The sequence below is a fragment of the Streptomyces sp. NPDC024555 genome (assembly GCF_055559335.1).
In genome coordinates this window covers 173,118-195,862 of record NZ_JBVHKV010000002.1, presented here as the reverse complement: position 1 = coordinate 195,862, position 22,745 = coordinate 173,118, and the positions used below count along the sequence as shown (strand labels likewise).

The 22,745-nt window shown below is 72.6% G+C and carries 16 protein-coding genes and 1 pseudogene; 8 read left to right on the top strand and 9 right to left on the bottom strand.

The genetic code is table 11. The annotated features are described in order from the left end of the window. Positions 1 to 35 precede the first annotated feature (35 nt). Positions 36 to 1,265, bottom strand: coding sequence for a glycoside hydrolase family 64 protein (locus tag ACZ4FH_RS03520; RefSeq protein ID WP_467301928.1), 1,230 nt, complete (start codon positions 1,263 to 1,265; stop codon positions 36 to 38). A gap of 335 nt (positions 1,266 to 1,600) precedes the next feature. Between ACZ4FH_RS03520 and ACZ4FH_RS03515 the strand changes: the two genes are divergently transcribed. The 8 genes from ACZ4FH_RS03515 (at position 1,601) to ACZ4FH_RS03480 (ending at position 15,024) form a co-directional block, all read left to right on the top strand. Continuing rightward, positions 1,601 to 5,476 (top strand): endo-alpha-N-acetylgalactosaminidase family protein, encoded by a 3,876-nt coding sequence (locus ACZ4FH_RS03515; protein ID WP_467301927.1) that lies wholly within the window; start codon positions 1,601 to 1,603, stop codon positions 5,474 to 5,476. An 88-nt stretch (positions 5,477 to 5,564) separates the two neighbouring features. Then, positions 5,565 to 6,950, top strand: coding sequence for a S1 family peptidase (locus ACZ4FH_RS03510; protein WP_467301926.1), 1,386 nt, complete (start codon positions 5,565 to 5,567; stop codon positions 6,948 to 6,950). Then, the gene (locus ACZ4FH_RS03505; protein WP_467301925.1) at positions 6,947 to 9,244 is read left to right on the top strand and encodes a serine/threonine protein kinase; all 2,298 of its coding nucleotides are present in this window, start codon (positions 6,947 to 6,949) and stop codon (positions 9,242 to 9,244) included. The genes ACZ4FH_RS03510 and ACZ4FH_RS03505 overlap by 4 nt, the downstream gene beginning before the upstream one ends. Positions 9,245 to 9,311: 67 nt before the next feature. Continuing rightward, positions 9,312 to 10,706 (top strand): hypothetical protein, encoded by a 1,395-nt coding sequence (locus ACZ4FH_RS03500; RefSeq protein ID WP_467301924.1) that lies wholly within the window; start codon positions 9,312 to 9,314, stop codon positions 10,704 to 10,706. Further along, positions 10,706 to 11,767 (top strand): hypothetical protein, encoded by a 1,062-nt coding sequence (locus ACZ4FH_RS03495; RefSeq protein WP_467301923.1) that lies wholly within the window; start codon positions 10,706 to 10,708, stop codon positions 11,765 to 11,767. The genes ACZ4FH_RS03500 and ACZ4FH_RS03495 overlap by 1 nt, the downstream gene beginning before the upstream one ends. Beyond that, a complete protein-coding gene (locus ACZ4FH_RS03490; protein WP_467301922.1) occupies positions 11,764 to 13,017 on the top strand; it encodes a carbohydrate ABC transporter substrate-binding protein in 1,254 nt (417 codons plus the stop codon). Before ACZ4FH_RS03495 ends, ACZ4FH_RS03490 begins: the two co-directional genes overlap by 4 nt. 153 nt (positions 13,018 to 13,170) lie before the next feature. Further along, positions 13,171 to 14,754 (top strand): acyl-CoA carboxylase subunit beta, encoded by a 1,584-nt coding sequence (locus ACZ4FH_RS03485; protein ID WP_467301920.1) that lies wholly within the window; start codon positions 13,171 to 13,173, stop codon positions 14,752 to 14,754. A gap of 66 nt (positions 14,755 to 14,820) precedes the next feature. Continuing rightward, complete coding sequence (locus ACZ4FH_RS03480) at positions 14,821 to 15,024, top strand: acyl-CoA carboxylase subunit epsilon (protein WP_467301919.1); 204 nt, start codon at positions 14,821 to 14,823, stop codon at positions 15,022 to 15,024. An 84-nt stretch (positions 15,025 to 15,108) separates the two neighbouring features. Here ACZ4FH_RS03480 and ACZ4FH_RS03475 read toward each other — a convergent pair whose 3' ends face one another. From ACZ4FH_RS03475 to ACZ4FH_RS03440, 8 genes and pseudogenes are all read right to left on the bottom strand, one after another. Further along, positions 15,109 to 15,690: a GTP-binding protein gene (locus tag ACZ4FH_RS03475; protein WP_014048542.1), complete on the bottom strand. Its 582-nt coding sequence runs from the start codon at positions 15,688 to 15,690 to the stop codon at positions 15,109 to 15,111. Next, positions 15,671 to 16,309, bottom strand: coding sequence for a DUF742 domain-containing protein (locus ACZ4FH_RS03470; protein WP_467301917.1), 639 nt, complete (start codon positions 16,307 to 16,309; stop codon positions 15,671 to 15,673). Before ACZ4FH_RS03470 ends, ACZ4FH_RS03475 begins: the two co-directional genes overlap by 20 nt. Before the next feature lie 91 nt (positions 16,310 to 16,400). Beyond that, on the bottom strand, positions 16,401 to 16,814 hold the full coding sequence (locus tag ACZ4FH_RS03465) for a roadblock/LC7 domain-containing protein (RefSeq protein ID WP_018102439.1): 414 nt from the start codon (positions 16,812 to 16,814) through the stop codon (positions 16,401 to 16,403). A gap of 10 nt (positions 16,815 to 16,824) precedes the next feature. Beyond that, positions 16,825 to 20,055, bottom strand: a complete 3,231-nt coding sequence (locus tag ACZ4FH_RS03460) for a sensor histidine kinase (protein WP_467301916.1) — start codon at positions 20,053 to 20,055, stop codon at positions 16,825 to 16,827. Positions 20,056 to 20,402: 347 nt separating this feature from the next. Next, a complete protein-coding gene (locus tag ACZ4FH_RS03455; RefSeq protein ID WP_376688983.1) occupies positions 20,403 to 20,984 on the bottom strand; it encodes a GTP-binding protein in 582 nt (193 codons plus the stop codon). Further along, positions 20,965 to 21,372: a DUF742 domain-containing protein gene (locus tag ACZ4FH_RS03450; RefSeq protein WP_383644369.1), complete on the bottom strand. Its 408-nt coding sequence runs from the start codon at positions 21,370 to 21,372 to the stop codon at positions 20,965 to 20,967. Before ACZ4FH_RS03450 ends, ACZ4FH_RS03455 begins: the two co-directional genes overlap by 20 nt. A gap of 133 nt (positions 21,373 to 21,505) precedes the next feature. Next, on the bottom strand, positions 21,506 to 21,919 hold the full coding sequence (locus ACZ4FH_RS03445; protein ID WP_006127850.1) for a roadblock/LC7 domain-containing protein: 414 nt from the start codon (positions 21,917 to 21,919) through the stop codon (positions 21,506 to 21,508). Positions 21,920 to 21,928: 9 nt separating this feature from the next. After that, positions 21,929 to 22,745, bottom strand: a pseudogene (locus tag ACZ4FH_RS03440) (histidine kinase); the annotation flags it as partial.

The window sequence follows — 22,745 nt, the reverse complement described above, 5'->3', positions numbered from 1 at the left end:
CTGGAACGTCGAGTGCGGTTGAGGTCAAGCGGGGCTCAAGCCCCCACGGCCACCGTGAAGCGCCTCGGGTTGCCGTCGTTCGCGGCGCCCGAGACGTCCGGCTGGCCGTCGGGGCGGACGTCGTCGTAGGGGAACGCGTAGCCGATCGGGCTGTTGGCGTGGACGATCCTCGACCAGTGGTTGGTCACCGCGCCCTGGTAGTAGTCGGCCACCGAGGTGCCGTTCGGCTGGTCCGGGTGGCTGAGCATGATCGAGCGGTTGAAGCCGGCCGCCAGCCGGGCCAGCAGCGCCTTCTTGTCGTCGTTGTCCGCCGGGTTGTTGGTGAACGGCCCGTGGTTGCAGGTGAAGACGTCCTTGGAGACGGGCTTGGTGAAGGTGTGGCCGCCGTCGAACGTCAGGAGGTCGCCGCTCACCCGGCCCGTGCGGACGCCGCGCCCGCCCTGGAGGTCGATGCGCAGGTCCGTCGAGCGGTACTTCTCCCAGACCTGGTCGATCTGCGCCGTGAACAGATCGCGGAACGGCATCTGGTCCGGACGGTCGAAGTAGGGCGCCATCAGGTTCTGCGGCGAGATGACCCGCAGGACGCGGCCGTCCGCGCCACGGGTCACCAGCTGGTCCCACGGCTGGCCGTCGGCCGCCGCCTGGGCGATGAGCTGGTCCGCGATCCGGTCCACCGCTCCGTCCGGCAGCGGGGCCACCGTGTGCGTGCTGTCGCCCTCCAGGGTCAGCCCGATCGGCAGCGCCGTCACCAGGTCCACGTAGCTGATGTTCGCGTACAGCTGCTGCGGGTTGAACGTGAACTCGCAGAACGACCAGGTCCGCCCGTAGTTGGGGTCCGCGGCGGTGGCGAAGGCCGGCTCGACCAGGGCGGGGCCCGGGTTGAGGAAGAAGTCCAGGGTGTCGTCGCGCACGAAGTACACCCGGGCGCCGTACATCTGGGGGAGCGTCAGGACGACCGGCGCCCCGCCCGCCGCGTTCAGCGGGATCGCGCAGTCGACCGGCAGTGGGGTCTGCGGCGCCGCGGGGGAGTCCGGGTGGTAGACCCCGCCGTCCGCGCGGAGCAGCACCCAGCGGTCGGTGCCCTGTTCGTGGCCGGTGACGTACGCGTTGACGCGTCCCGGCAACGAGCGGTTCACCAGGGCCAGTTCGCAGGTCGCGGCCGAGGCCGAGGCGCTCGGACTCAGGGCGCTGCCCCATACGGGGTACGTCAGCGCGGTGGCGGAGGCGGCGAGGCCGCCGGACAGGAACATTCTGCGCGAAATCATGAGAGCGACTCCGGGGTGTGGGGGATGCGGACGGCCCTGTCGTCCGGGGAGGCGTCCGCGGTGCGCACCACTTTCGCGAGAGCCGTCACGACCGTCAAGACTTAAGACTGAGAGCGCTCTCAAAAACCAGGAGTCTTCACAACTCGATGATCCGGAACGGTACTTGGCGGGGCGACGGCGCCGTGTCCGGCCCGTCGTGATCAGGAGCCGAACACAGGGACGCCGACGGGTGCCGACGGGCCACTTGGACTTACGCGGCGCGGTTGTTGGACTGGAGCGGCCCTCGGGGCTGTCCGTCGTTGACGGTGCGCGGACAGGGCGACTACGCAGAGCCCATGTCGCCACGATTCACTTCGGCGGGCGTCGCAGCCGCCGCCTCAGCCGCCGTCCTGGCTCTGGTGGGAACCGCCCTGCCCGCCACAGCCGCCGCCCCCACACCCGCCGCGGCCCGTGCCGCCGTACCGGCCGACGCCCCGGTCATCGGATCGGCGCAGCTCTCCGTCGCCGTCGCCGACGACTTCCCCCGCGTCCTCGCGTACACCGACCGGGCCACCGGGGCCGTCCTGACCGGCAGCACCCGCCCGGTCACCGCCGTCACCCTCAACGGCACCGCGCACCCCGTCCACCTCAAGGGCGCCCCCGTGGTCACCGGCTCGGCCGCCCGCTACACCCTGGTCTTCGCGGACCTGCCCGGTGTGGAGATCGACGCCTCGCTGACCGTCTCCGGACGCGCCACCACGTTCAAGGTGACCGCCGTCCGCGACACCGCGGCCTTCCGCCTGTCCACCCTCGACATCCCCGGCCACGACCTCGTCTCCGTCGCCGGCACCGACCCCGGGGCCGCCACCGCCTTCACGAAGCTCGACCCGGACTCCACCCGGACCGCCGACGTCTTCGCGAAGGTCACCGACGCCACCCCGGCCGACGCCGCCCCGCTCGGCGCCACCTACGCGATCGTCAACACCGGCTCCCTGGCCGCGGCCGTCGAGTCCAACTCCTCGTACGACAAGCCCTCCGGCGCCACCGGCGGCGACGACGCCCGCTTCTGGCACCAGGCCCGCAAGGACGACGACGGCACCACCCGCGTCGGCGTCCGGTCCGGCCAGTGGACCTATCGGGGCGAGGGCGCGCCGAAGCCCGAGAGCGGCGACGACCTGCCCTGGGCCAAGGTCGTCGTCACCCCCGACGCCAACGGGGACGGGACCGTCGACTGGCAGGACGGCGCCGTCGCCTTCCGCACCATCGGCGTGGTCGCCCCGGGCAGCGAGCACACCGCGGACCGGGTCGTCACCCACATCCCGTTCAACTTCGCCAGCCAGGCCACCCACCCCTTCCTGCGCACCCTCGACGACGTCAAGCGGATCTCCCTGGCCACCGACGGACTGGGCCAGCTCGCCCTGCTCAAGGGCTACGCCTCCGAGGGCCACGACTCCGCCCACCCCGACTACGGCGGCGACTACAACAAGCGCGCCGGCGGGCTGAAGGACCTCAACAAGCTCCTGAAGGCCGGAAAGAAGTGGGGCGCCGGCTTCGGCGTCCACGTCAACGCCACCGAGGCCTACCCCGAGGCCAAGGCGTTCGACGAGACGCTGGTCGACACGTCGAAGCCGGGCTGGAACTGGCTCAACCAGAGCTACTACATCGACCAGCGCCGCGACCTCAACAGCGGCGACCTGGCCAAGCGCTTCCAGCAGCTCCGCGACGAGACCGACCGCAACCTCGGCATGCTGTACATCGACGTCTACTACACACACGGCTGGATCGCCGACAAGACCCTCCAGTCCCTCCAGAAGCAGGGCTGGAACGTCTCCAGCGAATGGGCCGACAAGTTCGAGCGCGGCTCGCTCTGGTCCCACTGGGCCAACGACCTCGACTACGGCGGCGCCACCAACAAGGGCCTCAACTCGAAGATCATCCGGTTCATCCGCAACGGCGAGAAGGACGTCTGGAACAACGACCCCGTCCTCGGCCAGAGCGCCATCGAGGAGTTCGAGGGCTGGACCGGCGAGACCGACTGGAACGCCTTCTACGCCAACATCTGGCAGCGCAACCTGCCCGCCAAGTACCTCCAGCAGCAGAGGATCACCCGCTGGAACGGCAACGACCTCACCTTCACCGGAGGGGTCACCGGCACCGTCGAGGACGGGAAGCGCACCTTCTACGACCACGGCCGCAAGGTCCTCAGCGGAACCGACTACCTGCTCCCGTGGGACGGCGGCAAGAAGCTCTACCACTACAGCCGGAAGGGCGGCACCACCACCTGGCAGGTGCCCTCCACGGGCCGCTACACCGTCTACCGGCTCACCGACAACGGCCGCGTGAAGACCGGCACCGTACGGCCCGTCGGCGGCCGGATCACCCTGACCGCCGAGGCCGGACAGCCCTACGTCCTCTACCCGGACAAGGCCCCCGCGGCCGCGGACCCCGCCTGGGGCGAGGGCACCCCCGTCGCCGACCCCGGTTTCAACGACGCGGGCCTGCGCGCCTGGACGAAGACCGGCACCGCCGCCCGCGACACCGACGGACAGGGCCGCAACAGCGCGAAGCTGTCCGGCACCGCGACCGCCGCCGTATCGCAGCGGATCGACGGACTGAGGCCCGGCGCCCGCTACACCGCCTCCGCGCTCATCGAGGTCCAGCCCGGGAAGACCCGGCACACCACCCTGTCGGCCGGCGGGAAGACCGTCGCCGTGGACCGCTCCACCGCGAAGGACTACGTCGCCGCGTCCGACTGGCACGGCACCTACTTCCAGCGCGCCAGGGTCACCTTCACCGCCCCGGCGAACGGGCGCACCACCCTGCGGATCGAGGCCGCCGCCGGCAGCGGCGCCACCGTCCGCGCCGACGACGTCCGCATCGTCGCGGGCGCACCCGCCGCCGCCCCGGCCGGCACCGTCGTCCACGAGGACTTCGAACACGTCGACCAGGGCTGGGGCCCCTTCCTCAAGGGCGACGCGGGCGGCTCCACCGACCCCCGCACCAGCATCTCCCAGCTGCACGCCCCGTACACCCAGGCCGGCTGGAACGGGAAGCTCGTCGACGACGTCCTCGGCGGCAAGGAGTCGCTGAAGGCCCACGAGGAGAACACCGGGCTCGTCTACCGCACCGCCCCCTGGACCGTCCCGATGACCGACGGCCACCGCTACAGGGTGGAGTACTCCTACCAGTCCAGCCACGACGGGGCGTACGAATGGGTCGACGGCTACGACCGGATCACCGCCGACGGCACCCCGTCCTCGGTCGAGACCCGGACCACCGCCCTCGGCGCCCGGCACACCACCGGCCGCTTCACCGAGACCGTCACCGCGGGCTGCGGCGACACCTGGACCGGGCTGCGCAAGCGCGGCGACGCCCCCGAGGGCGCCGACTTCGTCCTGGACGACTTCACCGTCACCGACCTGGGCGAGGCCCCCGCCGGTGAACGCGCCGCCTGCGGCACCCTCACCCTCGACCCGGGCGCCGAGACCCTGGAGCCCGGCACCGCCAACCCCGTGAAGGCGAGCTTCACCAACCACGAGGCCACCGCCGCCACCGGAGTCTCGGTCACCCTCGCCCTCCCCGAGGGCTGGACCGCCGAACCCGCGGGCGCCGTCACCTTCGACTCCGTCGCGGCCGGCGCGAAGGCCACCGCGAGCTGGCGGGTCACCCCGCCCGTCGACGCCCCCTACCGCACCTACGCGCTGGGCGCCGAGGCCGCGTACACCACCGGCGGCGAGTCCCGCACGCTCGGCGCCCAGACCTCCGTACGCACCCTTCCGCCGCCGCCCACCACCGACAGCTGGGCCAGTGACCTGGACTGGACGGCGTCCACCAACGGCTGGGGACCGGTCGAACGCGACCTGTCCAACGGCGAGACCGGCACCGGCGACGGCACCCCGCTGACCGTCGGCGGCACCGTCTACACCAAGGGCCTGGGCAGCCACGCCCCGGCGAGCATCCGCTACTACCTGGGCGGCCGGTGCACCTCGTTCACCGCCGAGGTCGGGGTGGACGACGTACAGAAGTCCGCGGGCAGCGTGCGGTTCTCCGTCACGGCGGACGGCACCGGGAAGGTGACGTCCCCGGTCCTGCGGGCCGCGGACGGGGCCTGGCCGCTCACCGCCGACGTGACCGGGGCGAAGTACGTCGACCTGGTCGTCGACGACGCCGGGGACGGCAACGGCAACGACCACGCCGACTGGGGCGACGCCCGCTTCCACTGCGGAGGCTGAGCACGGGACCCCCGGGGGGCGACGCCCCCGGGGGTCCCGCGTACGGAGTCTGGGAACCACGGCCCGTGCGCGCGTACTCTCGGTAGCTATGGGGGAGTTGAGAGCGGACTGGCGGCTGCGACTGCGCCACGGCGGACCGGGCGGGCCGGTGTGCGGGGCCGGGGTGCTCCTCACCCAGGACCGGATGCTCACCTGCGCCCATGTCGTCGGCGAGCCGGACGCCCGGATGTGGGTCGAGTTCGCCGAGAACCCGGCCGTGCCCCCGGTCGGCGCCCGGGTCGCCCCCGACGGCTGGCTGCTCGGACGCGAGGGGCCCGACCGCGAGGACATCGCCGTCCTGGCCCTGGACAGCCCCCGCCCGCAGGCGTCCCCCGCCCGCCTCGTCCGCGCCCTGGAACGCGGCGGCGAGGTCTGGATCGGCGGCTACTCCCAGGCCTTCGACGACGGCATGTGGCTCGCCGGCCGGATCAGCGGCCTCCACGGCGATCTGGTGCAGCTCGACGCCGGGTCCAACGCCGAAGTGGTCCGGCCCGGTTTCAGCGGCGCCGCCGTCCAGACCCGGGGGCCGCGCCCCGGCACCGAGCAGGTCGTCGGCCTCGTCGTCAGCTGGCGCGGTGATCTGGAGCTGGACCTGCCGACCGACAACGACCTGGCGTTCTCGTACATGGTCCCCGTCGACCGCATCGCCGCGCTGGTCCCGCTGGTCGCCGAGCTGAGCGGCCCGGACGGCTGGGACGCGGGCCTGGAGGAGCGGCTGCGGCAGTGGTTCGCCGGTACGGGACAGCCCGCCGTCCGCTTCGGCGTCGTCCCCCCGGGCACCGGCCGCGACCGCGCCCTCCAGCACCAGCTGCACCGCGCCCACCTCGTCTTCCACGGCGGCCGGACCCGGCCGGAAGAACTCGTCGAGACGCTGGTGGCACAACTGCGCCCGCCCCGCCACCAGCGCAACGCCTACCGCGACTGGCTCCTGGAGGGCGGCCCCGCCCCCGACCGCACCGACGGCGGCCGGCCCGCCACCGGACCCGTCCTCGCCGTCGTCGGCCTGGACCGGGCCCCCGACCCCACCGCCCTGGTGCCCCTGCTGGCCCGGGTGCGCACCCTCGGCTTCCGGCTGCTGATCGTCTTCCGCGACCCGGCCGGCGCCGGACTCGACGAGGTGGCCGACCACCTGCTGGTCCCCGCCCTGGAGGAGCGCGCCGAGGAACTGCTGCGCCGCGCCGAACGCGCCGAACGGGAGTGGACCCGGCTGCACTCCATGGTCGACACCGCCTCCCTGCCCCCGCGCCCGGCCGTCACCGCCGCCGCCCGCCGCCACCGGCTGCGCGAACTGCGCCTGCTGCCCGGCCCGCACGACCGGCTGGACGCCCTGAAGCGGCTGTTACGGGAGTTACGCGACGACCTCGACCCGCCCGGACCCGCGGGGACCTCCGGACCCGCGGGGCCCGGCACCGGCCGCACCCCGGGGCGCCGATGAGGATCCCCTGCCCGCACCGCCGCTTCACCGGCGCCCCCTGCGAGGGCGCCGTCGAACCCACCGGCCACTGCGACACCTGCGGCCGGGGCGAGACCGCCCCCGGACCGCCCCCGCTCGCCGCCGCCCCCGCGCTCCAGGGCCCCGCCGGACTGCTCGAACTCCCGCCGATGGACCCGGGCACCGTCGCCGCCCGGCTGGCCGCCGCCGACCGGCCCGTACGCATCGTGATGACCTGCTCGGCCGAGGCCTGCCGCACCGCCTTCGTCCCGCCGTACACCGCCGCCCCGCCCCCGGACGAGGGCTACTGCCCGCAGTGCGGCGCCCCCTACTCCTACCGGCCCGAACTCTCCAAGGACGACCCCCCGCTCCAGGACCAGTACCGCATCCGGGGCCCCATCGCCCACGGCGGCCAGGGCTGGGTCTACCTCGCCGAGGACACCCACCTGGAGGACCTGGTCGCCGTCAAGGGCCTCCTCAACCGCTACGCCGAACGCGGCGCCGCCCAGGCCGGTGAGGAACGCCGCAACCTCGTCGCCATCCGGCACGAACGCATCGTCCAGATCCGCGACTTCGTCTCCAGCCCCAACCCGGACGGCACCGTCTCCGGCGGCTACATCGTGATGGAGGACGTCGGCGACCGCACCCTCTCCGCCGTCGTCGAGGCCACCCGCACCGGCGCCTTCGTCCTCGACATCGAGCACGTCCTCACCTACGGCTGCCAGATCCTGGAGGCCCTCGCCCATCTGCACGGCATGGGCTTCCTCTACGGCGACATGAAACCGTCCAACGTCATCCACCACCGCGACGGCATCAAGGTCATCGACCTCGGCGGCGTCCGCAGGGCCGGGGCCACCGACCCGCCGCCCGTCATCACCCCGCTGTTCGCCGCCCCCGAGACCGAGGCCGGCGCCCCCCTCACCGTCGCCCACGACCTGCACACCGTCGGCGTCACCCTCGCCGAACTCGCGGGCTGGGCCGTCGGCGACGACGTCCCCGGCCTCGGCACCAGCTCCTTCCGGCTCGTCGTCGAACGGGCCACCGCCCGCGACCCGGAGCGCCGCTTCGGCTCCGCCGAGGAGATGGCCGGCCAACTGCGCGGCGTCCTGCGCGAGATCCGCGCCCTGCGCGGCAAACGCGACCAGCCCGAGCCCTCCGCCCACTTCACGCCCTCCGCCGAACTGCTCGGCGCCCGGCTGGGCTCGGTCCCCGGCTACCCGCACTGGCTGGACCGCCCGCTCCCCGGCCGGCGCACCACGCCCCGGGCCCCGGCCCTCGACCCCGGGCTCCCCACCCCGACCGAGATCGCCCGCCGGCTGCCCGTGCCCCGGCCCTACCCGCACGACCCGCAGGCCGCCCGCTTCGGCGTCAGCAGCTACGACCCCGGCCAGCCGCTCACCCAGCCCGAGCACGGCGAACAGTCGGTCGAGGTCTGCCTGCACAACGCCCGGCTGCTCCTCGGCCAGGACGGCGCCGACGCCCTGACCGCCGCCCGGGAACAGGTCCAGGCCGCTGCCGCCATCCCCGGCCCCGGCCCGGTGCGCCAGTGGCGGCTCAGCTGGCACTGGGGACTCGTCGCCCTGCGCAGCGCCGACGTCCTGGACGACCGGACCGCGATGCTCGAAGCGGCCCGCGAGCACTTCTCCGCCGTGCACCGCGCGCTGCCCGGCGAGTACGCCGCCAAACTCGCCCTCGCCTACAGCGCCGAACAGCTCGCCGGCCACCGCCCCGACGCACCCGGCCCGTCCGCGTACGAACTCTTCCGGGCCGTGCACGCCCGCAACCCCTCGCACGTCGGCGCCGCCCTGGGCCTCGCCAGGGCCGCCCTGGCACGCGGCGACCGGGCGGCGGCCGTCGCCGTCCTCGACCGGGTCCCGGACGAGTCGCGGGACCACACCGTCGCCCGCGTCGCCGCCCTGCGGGTCCGCGCCGCCCGGCTCCCCGCCGGGGACCGGCCGCTGCCCGGGACGGCCGAGATCGACGCCTGCCTCGCCGCGCTCTCCCCGCGCGCCCCCGCCCCGGTGATCACCGGCGAGGAACCGGCCTGGCTGCTGCGGACCGAGCTGTACGAATGGAAGCTCGACGCCCTCCTCGCCACCGGTCCGCCCGGGACTCCCCGGACACGGCCCGGACCGCTCCGCGCCGGACTGCCGCCCCCGCCGGTGCCCGGCGAACGGGCGGTCCGCGCCGAACTGGAGCAGTGCTACCGCCGGCTGGCCCGGCAGCGGCAACGCCGGGCCGAGTACGAGCGGTTCATCGACCTCTCCCACGCCGTCCGTCCCCAGACCGGCCTCTGACCCGGTCCACGCCGCCGCGGACCACCCCGCCCGGCACCCCCGTCCCGTCACCGCTGGAGGCAGCCCCATGGACGCGACCGCCCCGCCGACCGGGCTGGACTTCGGCGTCTTCCTCGACGTGCGGCGCGACCAGCAGCCGCACCACGCCGCCCGGATCGAGGCCCATCTGCGGGTCGAGGCCACCGGCACCGGCCCCCGCGACGAGATGCCCGCGCTCGACGTGGCGCTCGTCCTCGCCCTGGACGTCTCCGCGGCCCGCCGCGAACCGGCCGCCGCCGCCCTCGCCGCCGCGCTGCGCGGACTGCCCGACGGTGTCTCGTTCGCCGTCCTCGGCGGCGCCGACGCGCACGGGGAGCCGGCCCGCTGCTATCCGCTGGGCGACCGCTGGGCGCTGGCCGGTACGCGGGAGAAGCGGCGCGCCGCCTTCAGCGCGGGAAGCGTCGCCCCGGCCTCCGGGGACCGGCCGCCGCCCGGCTACCGGAGCTGGCTGGCCGCCGCCCGCACCCTGTTCGCCGAACGCCCGCTGCCCCTGCGCCATCTGCTGCTGATCACCGACGGAGGCGGCGACGACCCGGCCGGCCACGACGCCCTCCGCGCCGAACTGGACCGCTGCGCGGGCGCGTTCACCGCCGATGTGCTCGCCGTCGGCGGCGACTGGGACCCCGCGCCCCTGCTCGCCGTCGTGGAGACGCTGCACGGCGACGCCGCGCACACCCCCGACCGGTTCGCCCCGGCCGTCGCCGAGGCGGTCCGGCGGCTGCGCAGGGTCCGCAGCCCCGAACTCCCCCTCGTCGTCACCGCCCGCCCGGCGGTCCGCGCGGTGGAACTGGCCGAGACCGCCCCGCACGCCCAGGCGCTCACCCCCGTGCACCCGCCCGGGGAGCCCCGCCGCACCCTCTTCCCCACCCACCGCTGGGAACCCGGCGTACGCGACTACCTGCTGACCGTCCACGCCGACGCGAGCACCGATCCGCTCGGCGAACTCCTGCAACTGGTCAGCGTGCGGATCGCGGACACCACGGCCCCGCTGGTGGTCCGCTGGCTGCCGCCCGGCGTCGCCGTCGGGGCCGGCGGCGGGGGCGAGACGCTCCAGGCGATGAACGCCGCCACCCGGATGCGCACCGCCCTCGACCGCGGATACGCCGCCCTCGACCGGCTCAGCCGCAGCGAGGCCGAACAGCACTTCGGGACCGCCGTCCGGCTCGCCACCGAGATGGGCGCCGACTGGGTGCTGGAGGGCGTCCGCAAGGTCGCCGAGATCGTGGACGGCGCACACGGCGTGGTCCGGGTCGCCCCGGCCGTCGACCGGGGGACCGTGCGCCGCGGCCGGCTGGACCTCGCCACGGGCCACCGGCTGGACCTGTCCGGTCCGGCCGGCGGCGCGCCCCGCCCCTGCCCGGACTGCCGCCGCCCCGGCGGCCCCCGCGCCCGCTACTGCATCGCCTGCGGAAGGAGGCTGTGATGCGCCTGCCGACCCGCCGCCAGGGCCTCTCGCGCACCCGCCGGCTGCTCGAACGGCATCTGCTCCTCGCCCTCGTCACCGGACTCGTCGCCCTGACCGCCCTGTACGTCTCCTACCGCGAGGTGCAGGACGCCGCGGGCGAGATGCGCACCCGCGGCGCCCCCGCCGTCCAGGGCGTCGCCGCCACCCAGCTCGCCCTGCTCCGCGCCCAGACCGAGGCGAGGAGTTCCCACGCACAGGGCATCGACGAGGTGGTCGGCGCCGGGGCACGCTACGAGAGCCAGCTGGCCGCCGCCGACCAGGGACTCTCCCGGCTCTCCGACATCCAGCTCGACGGGGAACGCGGCCGGGGCGTCCTGGAGACGGTCAACAACGGCCTGCTCACCTCGTACAACAGCTCCATCACCCCCGCGGCCGTCAAGTACGTCCACGACGACGCGATGCAGGCGCTGAAGTTCTCCGAGGCGCAGACGATCCTCACCCGGCCCGACACCGGCGTCGTGCCCCGCCTGGACGTCCTCCAGAAGCACCAGATGCGGCACGTCGCCCTGACCAGCTCGCTCGGCCCCCTCCAGCGCGCCGGCTGGGCCGTCGCCGAACTGGCCCTGCTGGCCCTGGCCCTGATCTGCCTCAGCGCCCTGTGGCTGCTGCGCACCCGCTGCGGGCGCAGCCTCGACCCCTTCCTGCTGGCGGCGCTGCTGGTCGCCGTCGCGCTCGCCGTCGTCCCCCTGTGGGTCACCGCGCAGACCCAGCAGCGGCTGGACGAGGCCCGCCACGGGCTGACCGCCATCGAACAGCGCGCCGGCCAGGCCAAGGACCGGGCCCGCGCGACCGACCCCCTCACGCGCGACGCGAAGGAACTGGCCCGGGACGTCAAGGCCCTGGCCCGCGACCAGAGGTACGTCACCGACCACTCCCGCACCCTGCGCGTCCGGCTGGCCGCCCGCGACCGGCAGTCCGTGACGTACTACGGGGCGCTCGGCGGTTCCGCGCTCATCGTGCTGCTGCCCGTCGCCGGCATCTGCCGCCGGCTCGCCGCCGACTACTGGAGGGCCGGATGACCCGGCGCCTGCGCCTGCTCCTGCTGGTCCTCACCCTGTTCACCGCCACCGCCGGCTGCGGGCTCGGAGCCCCGGGCGGCAGCGACGCGGAGGTGAAGGTGACCATCCTCGGCCCGTGGGCCGGGGACCAGGAACGCCGCTTCAAGGAGGTCCTCGACGGATTCGGCATCCCGTACGCCTACCAGGGCACCGCGGCCACCCGCGAGGTGCTGCTCGCCGAGGTCCAGGCCGGTGATCCGCCGGACATCGCGATCCTGCCGGGCATCGGCGACCTCGTCGAGTACGCGGTGGACCAGCGGCTCCAGCCGCTGAAGGGGCTGTACGACCCCGCCGAGTACGGCAATCCGTGGCGGCCCCGGGCCACGGGCGTGCCGGGCGACCTCTGGGTGCCGCTCAAGGCCGACCTGAAGTCCGTCGTCTGGTACCGCGAGGAGTCCGCCCCGCCGTCCGGCCCCGCCCCGCTCACCTCGTGGTGCATGGGCATGGTCGACGACGGGGCGTCCGGCTGGCCGGGCAGCGACTGGATCGAGGACCTGATCCTCCAGCGCGCGGGCCCGGTCCTGTACGCGCGCTGGGCGACCGGGGACATGAAGTGGACCGAGGACCCGGTGGTGGACGCCTGGACCGCCTGGGCCGGCCTGCTCGCCCAGGACCCCGATCCGGATCTCACGACCGTGCACGGCATGCTGCGCGCCGACCACCGCGGCCCGGACGGCGGCCACGGACTGCTCTTCGCGGGCGGCGGCTGCGGCCTGGAGCACCAGGGCTCCTTCGCCCGTGCCTTCTACGGCGACCTCCAGGACCGGGCGGCCTTCGTGGACTCCGCCGCCCTGCTCCCCGGCGGACCGTATACGGTGAAGGGCCACGAGGTGGCGGCCGACTTCGCCGCGCTCTTCGGCCGGAGCCCCGAGGCCCGGGAGATGCTGAGGCGGCTCGCCTCCAAGGACGGCCAGGAGGCCTGGGGGCGCACCGGAGGGGTCTTCTCGGCCAACGCGGCCGTCGCGCCCAAGACGGGCCCGGTCGACCGCGAGGTGAGCGGACGCTTCACGGACCAGCGGGTGCCCCTCTGCCTGGACGCCTCGGACGTGATGCCGGCGGTCGTCCGGGACGCGTTCTACGAGGCGGTCCTGCTGACCATGGCCCACCCCGGGGAACCGGTCCGCACCTGGCTCCGGGACGTCCAGCAGGTCCAGGACGCCCAGCCCCGGGACGCTCCCCGGCTGACCGGGGTGTGCGGCAGACCACAGTGAATGCTTGTGGAACCCCCACAAACGAGAACGGGTACGGGCTGGTACTTCGCCTGCATGGCTCAAGGGTTCTGTCAGGCTCCACCAGGAAACCGGTCAGGAGACTGTGCAGAGTCGACGGCGGCGTTTTCTTGGTCGGGTTCGTAGGGTCAGTACATGACCGTTGTGGACGAAACCCAGGGCGAGCCGAGCGACACCCGAGGCCGTGTGGCCGAACTGCTGGCACTGCGTGAGCAGGCCCGCCGCGGACCCAGTGACCGCGCGACCGAGGCCCAGCACGCCAAGGGCAAGCTCACGGCGCGCGAGCGGATCGCGCTGCTGCTGGACGAGGGTTCGTTCCACGAGGTCGAGCAGTTGCGCCGCCACCGGGCGACGGGTTTCGGCCTGGAGGCGAAGAAGCCGTACACGGACGGTGTGATCACCGGCTGGGGCACGGTCGAGGGGCGGACGGTGTTCGTCTACGCGCACGACTTCCGGATCTTCGGCGGGGCGCTCGGCGAGGCCCACGCGACGAAGATCCACAAGATCATGGACATGGCCATCTCGGCCGGTGCCCCGCTGGTCTCCCTGAACGACGGTGCCGGGGCCCGGATCCAGGAGGGTGTCTCCGCGCTCGCCGGGTACGGCGGGATCTTCCAGCGCAACACCAGGGCGTCCGGTGTCATCCCGCAGATCAGTGTGATGCTCGGCCCGTGCGCCGGCGGCGCCGCCTACAGCCCGGCGCTGACCGACTTCGTGTTCATGGTCCGTGAGACCTCGCAGATGTTCATCACCGGCCCGGACGTCGTCAAGGCGGTCACGGGCGAGGAGATCACGCAGAACGGGCTCGGCGGCGCCGACGTCCACGCCGAGACCTCCGGCGTCGCGCACTTCGCGTACGACGACGAGGAGACCTGCATCGCCGAGGTCCGCTACCTGATCGGCATGCTGCCCTCCAACAACCGCGAGAACCCGCCGGTCGTCCCCAGCGACGACCCGGCCGACCGGCGCGGCGACACCCTGCTGGACCTCGTGCCCGCCGACGGCAACCGTCCGTACGACATGCACAAGGTGATCGAGGAGCTCGTCGACGACGGGGACTACCTGGAGGTCCACGAGCGCTGGGCGCGCAACATCGTGTGCGCGCTGGCCCGGCTCGACGGCCAGGTCGTCGGCATCGTCGCCAACCAGCCGCAGTCCCTGGCCGGTGTGCTGGACATCGAGGCCTCCGAGAAGGCCGCCCGCTTCGTGCAGATGTGCGACGCCTTCAACATCCCGATCATCACTCTTCTGGACGTGCCCGGCTTCCTCCCCGGCGTCGACCAGGAGCACGGTGGAATCATCCGGCACGGGGCGAAGCTGCTCTACGCGTACTGCAACGCGACCGTGCCGAGGATCTCCCTGATCCTGCGCAAGGCGTACGGCGGCGCCTACATCGTCATGGACAGCCAGTCCATCGGTGCGGACCTCACCTACGCCTGGCCGACCAACGAGATCGCGGTCATGGGCGCGGAGGGCGCCGCCAACGTCATCTTCCGCCGCCAGATCGCCGACGCCGAGGACCCCGAGGCCATGCGGACCCGCATGGTCAAGGAGTACAAATCCGAACTCATGCACCCGTACTACGCGGCCGAACGCGGCCTCGTCGACGACGTCATCGACCCCGCCGAGACCCGCGAGGTCCTGATCGCCTCGCTGGCGATGCTCCGCACCAAGCACGCCGACCTGCCGTCCCGCAAGCACGGCAACCCCCCGCAGTAGTCCGCGGCCCCGCAGCGACCCTGCCCGGCCCCCGCGAACACCTGCCGAGAGACGGAGACCCCTTTCATGAGTACTGCCACCGCCGAGTCCGTGCTGCGCGTCGAGCGGGGTCAGGCCGACCCCGAGGAGCTGGCCGCCGTCACCGCGGTCCTGCTCGCCCGCGCCGCCGCCCAGCCCGCCGACGCCCCCGTCCGCCACCGCGACACCGCCGGCTGGCGCCGGCTGGAGCGCACCCCCGGCTTCCGCGCCCCGCACAGCTGGCAGGGCTGACCCGCCCGGCGCCCGCGCACATGGAAAGGGCCCCGCACTCCACGAGGAGTGCGGGGCCCTTTCCGTGCGTACGGCCCGGAGGTCCTAACGGAGCCGTGCCATGAGGGCGTGCTCGACCAGGGTGATCAGCGCGCTCTTGGCGTCGGCGCGGTGGCGCGCGTCCGTGGTCAGGATCGGGGTGTCGGGTCCGATCTGGAGGGCTTCGCGGACCTCGTCGGGGGTGTAGGGCTGGTGTCCGTCGAAGCCGTTGAGGGCGATGACGAAGGGGAGTCCGCTGTTCTCGAAGTAGTCGACGGCGGGGAAGCAGTCGGCGAGGCGGCGGGTGTCGACCAGGACGACGGCGCCGATGGCGCCGCGGACGAGGTCGTCCCACATGAACCAGAAGCGGTCCTGTCCGGGCGTACCGAAGAGGTACAGGATCAGGTCCTGGTCCAGGGTGATGCGGCCGAAGTCCATGGCCACCGTCGTGGTGGTCTTGTCCCCGGTGTGCGTCAGGTCGTCGATGCCCGCGGAGGCGGACGTCATCACGGCTTCGGTGCGCAGCGGATTGATCTCCGAAACGGCACCGACAAACGTGGTCTTACCCACGCCGAAGCCCCCTGCCACCACGATCTTCGCCGAGGTAGTGGAGCGGGCCGCTCCGCCGCTAGAGCTTGCGAAGTCCACTGAGCACCCTTTCGAGCAGTGTCACATCTGGCTGGCCGCCGGCGGACTCGTCTCCGCCGGGCTGATGGATGGCGACGAGTCCGGCCTCGGCCAGGTCGGCCACGAGGATCCGGGCTACGCCGAGGGGGATCGAGAGCAGGGCCGAGATCTCGGCCACCGACTTGATCTCGAAGCACAGCCGGCAGATCCGCTGGTGCTCGGGCAACTGCCCTTGCAGCCGGGACGGATCGGCCGTCGTACTGACCAACGCCTCAATGGCGAGTTGGTAGCGCGGTCGGGTCCGGCCGCCGGTCATGGCGTACGGACGAACCAGCGGATTGTGCGCGGCCGGAGCCGTGGGAGCGGTGGGCTCGGGGGCCCGCCGCGGCTGCACCGGCTGGATACGGGGCGGCTGCGGGGCCTCCAGACGGTGCGGACGCTGCGCCCGGTGGGGCTGCGACGGCCAGTCCGGGCCCTGCTGCTGCGGAGCCTGCGGCTGCTGCGGCCGCGCGTACGGGTCGTAGGGCTGCGGAGCGCCCTGTCTGCCGGGTACGGAGGGGTAGCCGAAGCCCTGGTCCCCGTGCTCACCCGGTACCTGCTGACCACCGTTGAACTGGTGCCCGCCTGGGGGTGTACCCACGATTCCTCCTCCGCCTGCCGGTCCCGATCCCAGTGGGTCCGCGCCACCGCACCCTATGGCGCGGTGACGCGAAACGCACGGTCTGTGTCCATTAGTTAAGAAGACTGCCCTGGAGCTCGGCACGGAGGTCCGGGGTCAGGACACTGCCGGCCCGGTCCACCAGAAGGGCCATTTCGTACCCAATCAGGCCGATGTCGGCGTCCGGGTGTGCGAGAACGGCCAAAGAGGATCCATCGGAAACGGACATGATGAAGAGGAATCCCCGCTCCATCTCCACAACTGTCTGATTCACGGCGCCGCCTTCGAAGATCCGCGAGGCACCCGCGGTCAGCGAGGTCAGACCGGAGGCGACAGCCGCCAACTGGTCCGCACGGTCGCGCGGGAATCCCTCGGACATCGCCAGCAGGAGTCCGTCGGCGGAGACCACCACCGTGTGCGACACCCCGGGGGTGTTGTCCACGAAGTTGGTGATCAACCAGTTGAGATTCTGCGCCGCCTGGCTCATCGGGCTCACACTAACGCTCCTGGTTGTAGGTATTACTGGTGTCCGAACCCGCGTTGCGTCCCCGCAGCACGCCGCGCCGCAGGTTGCTCAACCTGCCACGCACGTCCTCCGGGGCGCGGGAGACCTGGGGGCCGCCCTGCTCGGTCTGCTCGGCCGTGCCCTCGACCAGGTTGGCCTTGGGCACCCGCCGGGGAAGACCGGACGGAGTGACCCCGCCCGCCTTCGGGTCGCGGAGCTTCTCGGCCCGCTCCCAGCGCTCGTCGTTCGCCGAGCGCCAGTCGTCGGAACCGTCCCCGTCCGTCCGCTCGGGCGTGGGCCGCTGCGGCAGTTCGGCCTGCTGCTGCGACTGCTGCCCGTCGGCGTCGGGGCGCCGGTTCCCGCGGCCGGTCGGTTGCCAGTGCTGCTGGCCGCCGCGGCGCGGCAGACCGGCGTCGGTCAGCTCGTGGCCCGCGTTCGGAACGGGTCCCGAACGCTCGAAGCCTACGCGTTCGAGCGAGGGATCGGGAGCGCTCGGCTGAGATTCCGGTTCGGCCTGGGCGACCGGTTCGTAAGTGCCCTGATACGCACCCTGATCTGCCCACTCTTCCTGCTGGGGCTGGGGGGCGTACTGCTCGTCATAGCCCTGGACGGGAGCCTCGGGAGTCGCGTACGCAGCCTCCGGATAGCCGCCCTGGGCGGGGTAGCCGGGCTCCTGCGCATAGCCGGTGGCGCCCTGGTACGGATCGTAGGCGCCCTCGTAGCCGGGCTGCTGCTGACCGTAGGACTGGTCGGGCTGGACGGCCTGCTGCGGCTCCTGGGCGTACGGCCCGGCGTAGGCCGCCTCCTGGCCGTATCCCGCCTCGGCGTAAGGCTGCTGCGGGGCCTGCTGCTGCGGGGCCTGCAGCTCGGGGAAGGCGGGGCGCTCGGCCCCGGTCTGCGCCTCCAGCGCGGCCCGGCGCTCCTCGCGCATCAGCGAGCGGCCCACCGGGTCGAGCTGGGCGGCGTCGGCCGACGGCTGCTCGTAGCGCGAGTCGTCGAAGCCCAGTTCGGCGGCGGTCCGCAGCTGGCTCGGGGCCGGCGCGGAGTCGAAGGACTGCTGCTGCGGAATGATCGAGGAGACCGTGAAGTCGTCCTGCGCGGGGGAGCCGTCGCCGCCGCCACCGTGGGTGATGGCGTCCGGCAGCATGACCAGCGAGGTGGTGCCGGCCTGCTCGCCCGAGGGGCGCAGCTGGACCCGGATGCCGTGCCGGTCGGCCAGCCGGCCGACCACGAACAGGCCCATGCGCTGGGAGACGGCCGCGTCCACCGTCGGCGGGTTGGCCAGCTTGTGGTTGATGTCGGCGAAGTCCTCGGCGGTGAGGCCGATGCCCTTGTCGTGGATCTCGATCATCACGCGGCTGTCGGGCAGCCGGGTCGCGGTGACCCGCACCTTGGTCTGCGGCGAGGAGAACGTGGTGGCGTTCTCCAGCAGCTCGGCCAGCAGATGCACGAGGTCGGTGACGGACTGGCCGTGGATCTCGGTCTCCGGGACGCCGGAGAGCTCGATGCGCTCGTACGACTCCACCTCGGAGGAGGCGGCCCGGAGCACGTCCACCAGCGGCACGGGCTGGTTCCAGCGGCGGCCGGGCTCCTCGCCGGCGAGGACGAGGAGGTTCTCGCCGTTGCGCCGCATACGGGTCGCCAGGTGGTCCAGCCGGAACAGGCTCTCCAGCTGGTCGGGGTCGGCCTCGTTGTTCTCCAGATCGGTGATCAGGGTCAGCTGGCCCTCGATGAGCGACTGGTTGCGGCGCGAGAGGTTGGTGAAGATCGCGTTGACGTTGCCCCGCAGCATGGCCTGCTCGGCGGCGAGCCGGACGGCCTCGCGGTGCACCTGGTCGAAGGCGCGGGCGACCTCGCCGATCTCGTCCTGGCTGGTGATCGGGATCGGCTGGACCCGGGTGTCCACCCGGCCCGGGTCGGTCCGCGAGAGCTGGTCGACGAGGGAGGGCAGCCGCTGCTCGGCGATGGAGAACGCGGCGGTGCGCAGCCGGCGCATCGAGCGGCTCATCTGCCGGGCCATGAGCCCGGCCAGCACGAACGCGGCCAGCAGCGCGACGATCACGACGGCGGCGTTGACGATGGCGTCGGTCCGGGCCGAGGACGAGATCTCCGCGGCCTCGGTCACAGCCTTGTCGACCAGTTCGTCCTCGACCGTGGTGTAGCCGTCGAACTTCGCGGTGGCGGCGGACATCCAGGTCTCCGGGGTGATCCCCTTCGCCTTCAGCTGCTCGGGGCTGCGGCCGAGCCCGATCTCCTTGGCCATGCCGTCGAAGACCGAACCGTCGACGGTGGGCGGCGCCACGAAGGGCTCGCCCGCCGCGTCGGCCTGCTGCTTGGCGTCCTTGAGCTTGGCGGCGCCCTCGGCGGCCTTCTGGGACATCACCGTCTTCAGCCGCGCGGCGTCGGCGTCCGTACCGCCGGACGTGAACTCGCCGAGGGCGATCTGCTCCAGGTAGTTGTACGAGCCGAAGGCCTTGACCTGGTCGTTGAAGAGGCCGTCCTCACGGCTGGGGCGGACCAGGAGGTGCATGCCGATCGAGCGCTGAAGCGATTCTGCAGCCTTGGCCAGCTCGATCGCGTAGACGGTGCGGCCGTAGCTGGTGATGTTGCCGGTGCCCAGACCCAGCTCGTTGGAGAACTCCATCAGCGAGTGCTGGACCTGGGTGTAGCCCTCCTCGGTCTTCACCGGGTCGAGGGCGGCCGTGTAGGCGGCCTTGCGCAGCTGCGGGAGCTTTGGCTCCTCCAGCCTGAACAGCTTGAGGCGGCGGTCCAGGCCCCGCTTCTTCGGCATCCCCTTCACCGCGGTGTCGAACTTCTCCGCCGCCGCGTCGGTGGTGGCACGCGCCTGCGTGACGACCTCGGAGTCGCGCTTGTTGGAGAGGAGCGGCTGGGCCGTGAGGTCACGCTCGTTGAGCAGCGCCTGGCCGTACTCGGCGGCGGCGCGCACGACCAGCGCGGTCTTCTCGGCGTCCTGGGCCTCCTGCCAGGTGTCGATGGACCCCTTCACCTGGAAACCGCCCATGACCAGACCGACCAGGACGGGGATCAGGAGGATCGCGTTCAGCCGGGTGGGCACCCGCCAGTTGCGGGGGGACAGCCGGCTGGTGCTGCCACCGGCCGGCATCTCCTCGGACATCTCGGCGGACGGCACCGCGGCACGGGGCGGCGGGGTGAAGTTGCCCCGCTCAGCCTGCGCCGTGGAGCCCTCGTTGTTACGCCTCACTCGACCAACAACCTCTCGGCGTCGGCACCTACGCTGTGCCGTGTTTCGTTCAGGGCCGTACTACTCGGAAGTTCGTCGCATTGCAGCACGGCAGCCTGTCGCCTTCCAAACAGTCGGAATCGGCGATTCGAAGTGGCCCAGACCTCAGATAAAACGGGCATAAAGAGCGAGCCCCGCCAAAAGGCGGGGCTCATGTGAGCGCAGCGGCACCGGTCGTACGCGTCGTGTGTCGACCGTGCGGCAATTCTCTGTCGAAACGTTATGAACACGGGGGCGGATCGTGTCAAAGGACACAGTCCGCCCCCGTGTGACTACGGCAACTGACGTACCGCACTACCGACTTGTGCCTACTTGAGCCGTGCCATGAGGGCGTGCTCGACCAGGGTGATCAGGCCGCTCTTGGCGTCGGCGCGGTGGCGCGCGTCCGTCGTGATGATCGGGGTGTCGGGTCCGATCTGGAGCGCTTCGCGGACCTCGTCGGGGGTGTAGGGCTGGTGTCCGTCGAAGCCGTTGAGGGCGATGACGAAGGGGAGTCCGCTGTTCTCGAAGTAGTCGACGGCGGGGAAGCAGTCGGCGAGGCGGCGGGTGTCGACCAGGACGACGGCGCCGATGGCGCCGCGGACGAGGTCGTCCCACATGAACCAGAAACGGTCCTGTCCGGGCGTACCGAAGAGGTACAGGATCAGGTCCTGGTCCAGGGTGATGCGGCCGAAGTCCATGGCCACCGTCGTGGTGGTCTTGCCTCCGGTGTGTGTCAGATCGTCGATGCCCGCGGAGGCGGACGTCATCACGGCTTCGGTGCGCAGCGGATTGATCTCCGAAACGGCACCGACGAACGTGGTCTTGCCCACGCCGAATCCACCCGCCACCACGATCTTCGCCGAGGTGGTGGCACGGGTCGCGCCGCCGCTAGAGCTTGCGAAGTCCACTGAGCACCCTTTCGAGCAGTGTCACATCCGGCGCGCCGCCGGCCTCTCCGTTGCCCGGCTGGTGGATGGCCACCATGCCGGCTTCCGCCAGGTCCGCGACCAGGATCCGCGCCACCCCGAGCGGCATCGACAGCAGCGCCGACACCTCCGCCACCGACTTGACCTCACGGCACAGATGGCAGATCCGCTGGTGCTCGGGGAGCAGGGTCCCCAGATGCGCGGGGTCGGCCGTGGTGCTGACCAGCGCCTCTATCGCGAGCTGGTAGCGCGGTCGGGTGCGTCCGCCGGTCATGGCGTACGGGCGGACCAGCGGCTGATCGCCTTCACCTTCGTACGGTGCGTGGTTCAACGCACCGTACGGATCGGGTGAGGCGGGTGGCGGGGTCATGAATCCTCCGGGCGTGACAGCAGGGTGTCGGCTTGCCGTCTGAAGGGGCCGGTGGGGGGCTCTAAGCGGCCTGACGGGCGAGGGTTGATTGCGGTACCTGGGCTAATCGTCTGTGTCACCGATGCACGGCCGCCTAGTGGAGCAGGCTGCCCTGGAGTTCGGCTCGGAGGTCCGGGGTCAGGACGGTGCCCGCCCGGTCCACCAGGAGCGCCATCTCGTAGCCCACCAGACCGATGTCGGCGTCCGGGTGGGCCAGGACGGCCAGCGAGGAGCCGTCGGAGATGGACATGAGGAAGAGGAACCCGCGTTCCATCTCCACCACGGTCTGGCTGACGGCGCCGCCCTCGAAGATCCGGGAGGCGCCCGCGGTCAGCGAGGTCAGACCGGAGGCGACGGCCGCCAGCTGGTCGGCGCGGTCGCGCGGGAAACCTTCGGACATCGCCAGCAGCAGGCCGTCCGCGGAGACCACCACCGTGTGGGACACCCCGGGGGTGTTGTCCACGAAGTTGGTGATCAGCCAGTTCAGATTCTGCGCGGCCTGACTCATCGGGCTCAACTAACGCTCCTGCTGGTGAGTGGGGCCGATAGGGAAACTGCCGGTCGACTGGCCGTTGCTGTTGGCCTGACGTCCCTGCTGGATGCCCCGGCGGAGATTGGTCAGCCGCCCGCGCACATCATCGGGCGCACGCGACACCTGGGGACCGGACTGGTGGTTCTGCTGCTGGGCGGTGCCCGGCACCAGATTGGCACGCGGAACCCGGCGAGGCAGGCCGGACGTGGTAATTCCACCCGCGGCGGGCTTCTTGACCCGCTCCGCCTGCCGGACGATCTCGTCGTTCGGCGAGGGACGCCAGGCGGGCGTCGCGCCGGTGGACTCGTTGCGCGACTCGGGCACCTGGGCCGGGGCCGGACGCTCCCCGCCGGACTGCTGCGGGAAGGCCGGGGCCTGCGGTGCGGCGGGCTGCTGGGGCGCACCCTGCTGCGGACCGTGGAACCAGTTGGTCTCCAGCGTGTCGTACAGCGGGGTACGGCCGTCGCCGGGGCCGGCCGGGGGCAGTGCCTCCGGCTGCTGCGGCTGCGGGCGGAAGTCGCCGCCCTGCGGCTGGACCGGCGGACGCGGCGCACCGAAGTCCTGCGTGTCGCGGTCGCGGCGGCGCGGGCCCGGCTGCCCCTGGTCCTGGCCGGGCTGCGGGGCCGAGAAGTCCGGGCGCGCGAACTGCGCGGTGCTCGCCGGGTCCTGGGCCTGCGGCTGCGGCGCGAAGGGCTGCTGCGGGGCAGGGGCCGAGAAGTCCGGGCGCGCGAACTGCGCGGTGCTCGCCGGGTCCTGGGCCTGCGGCTGCGGCGCGAAGGGCTGCTGCGGGGCAGGGGCCGAG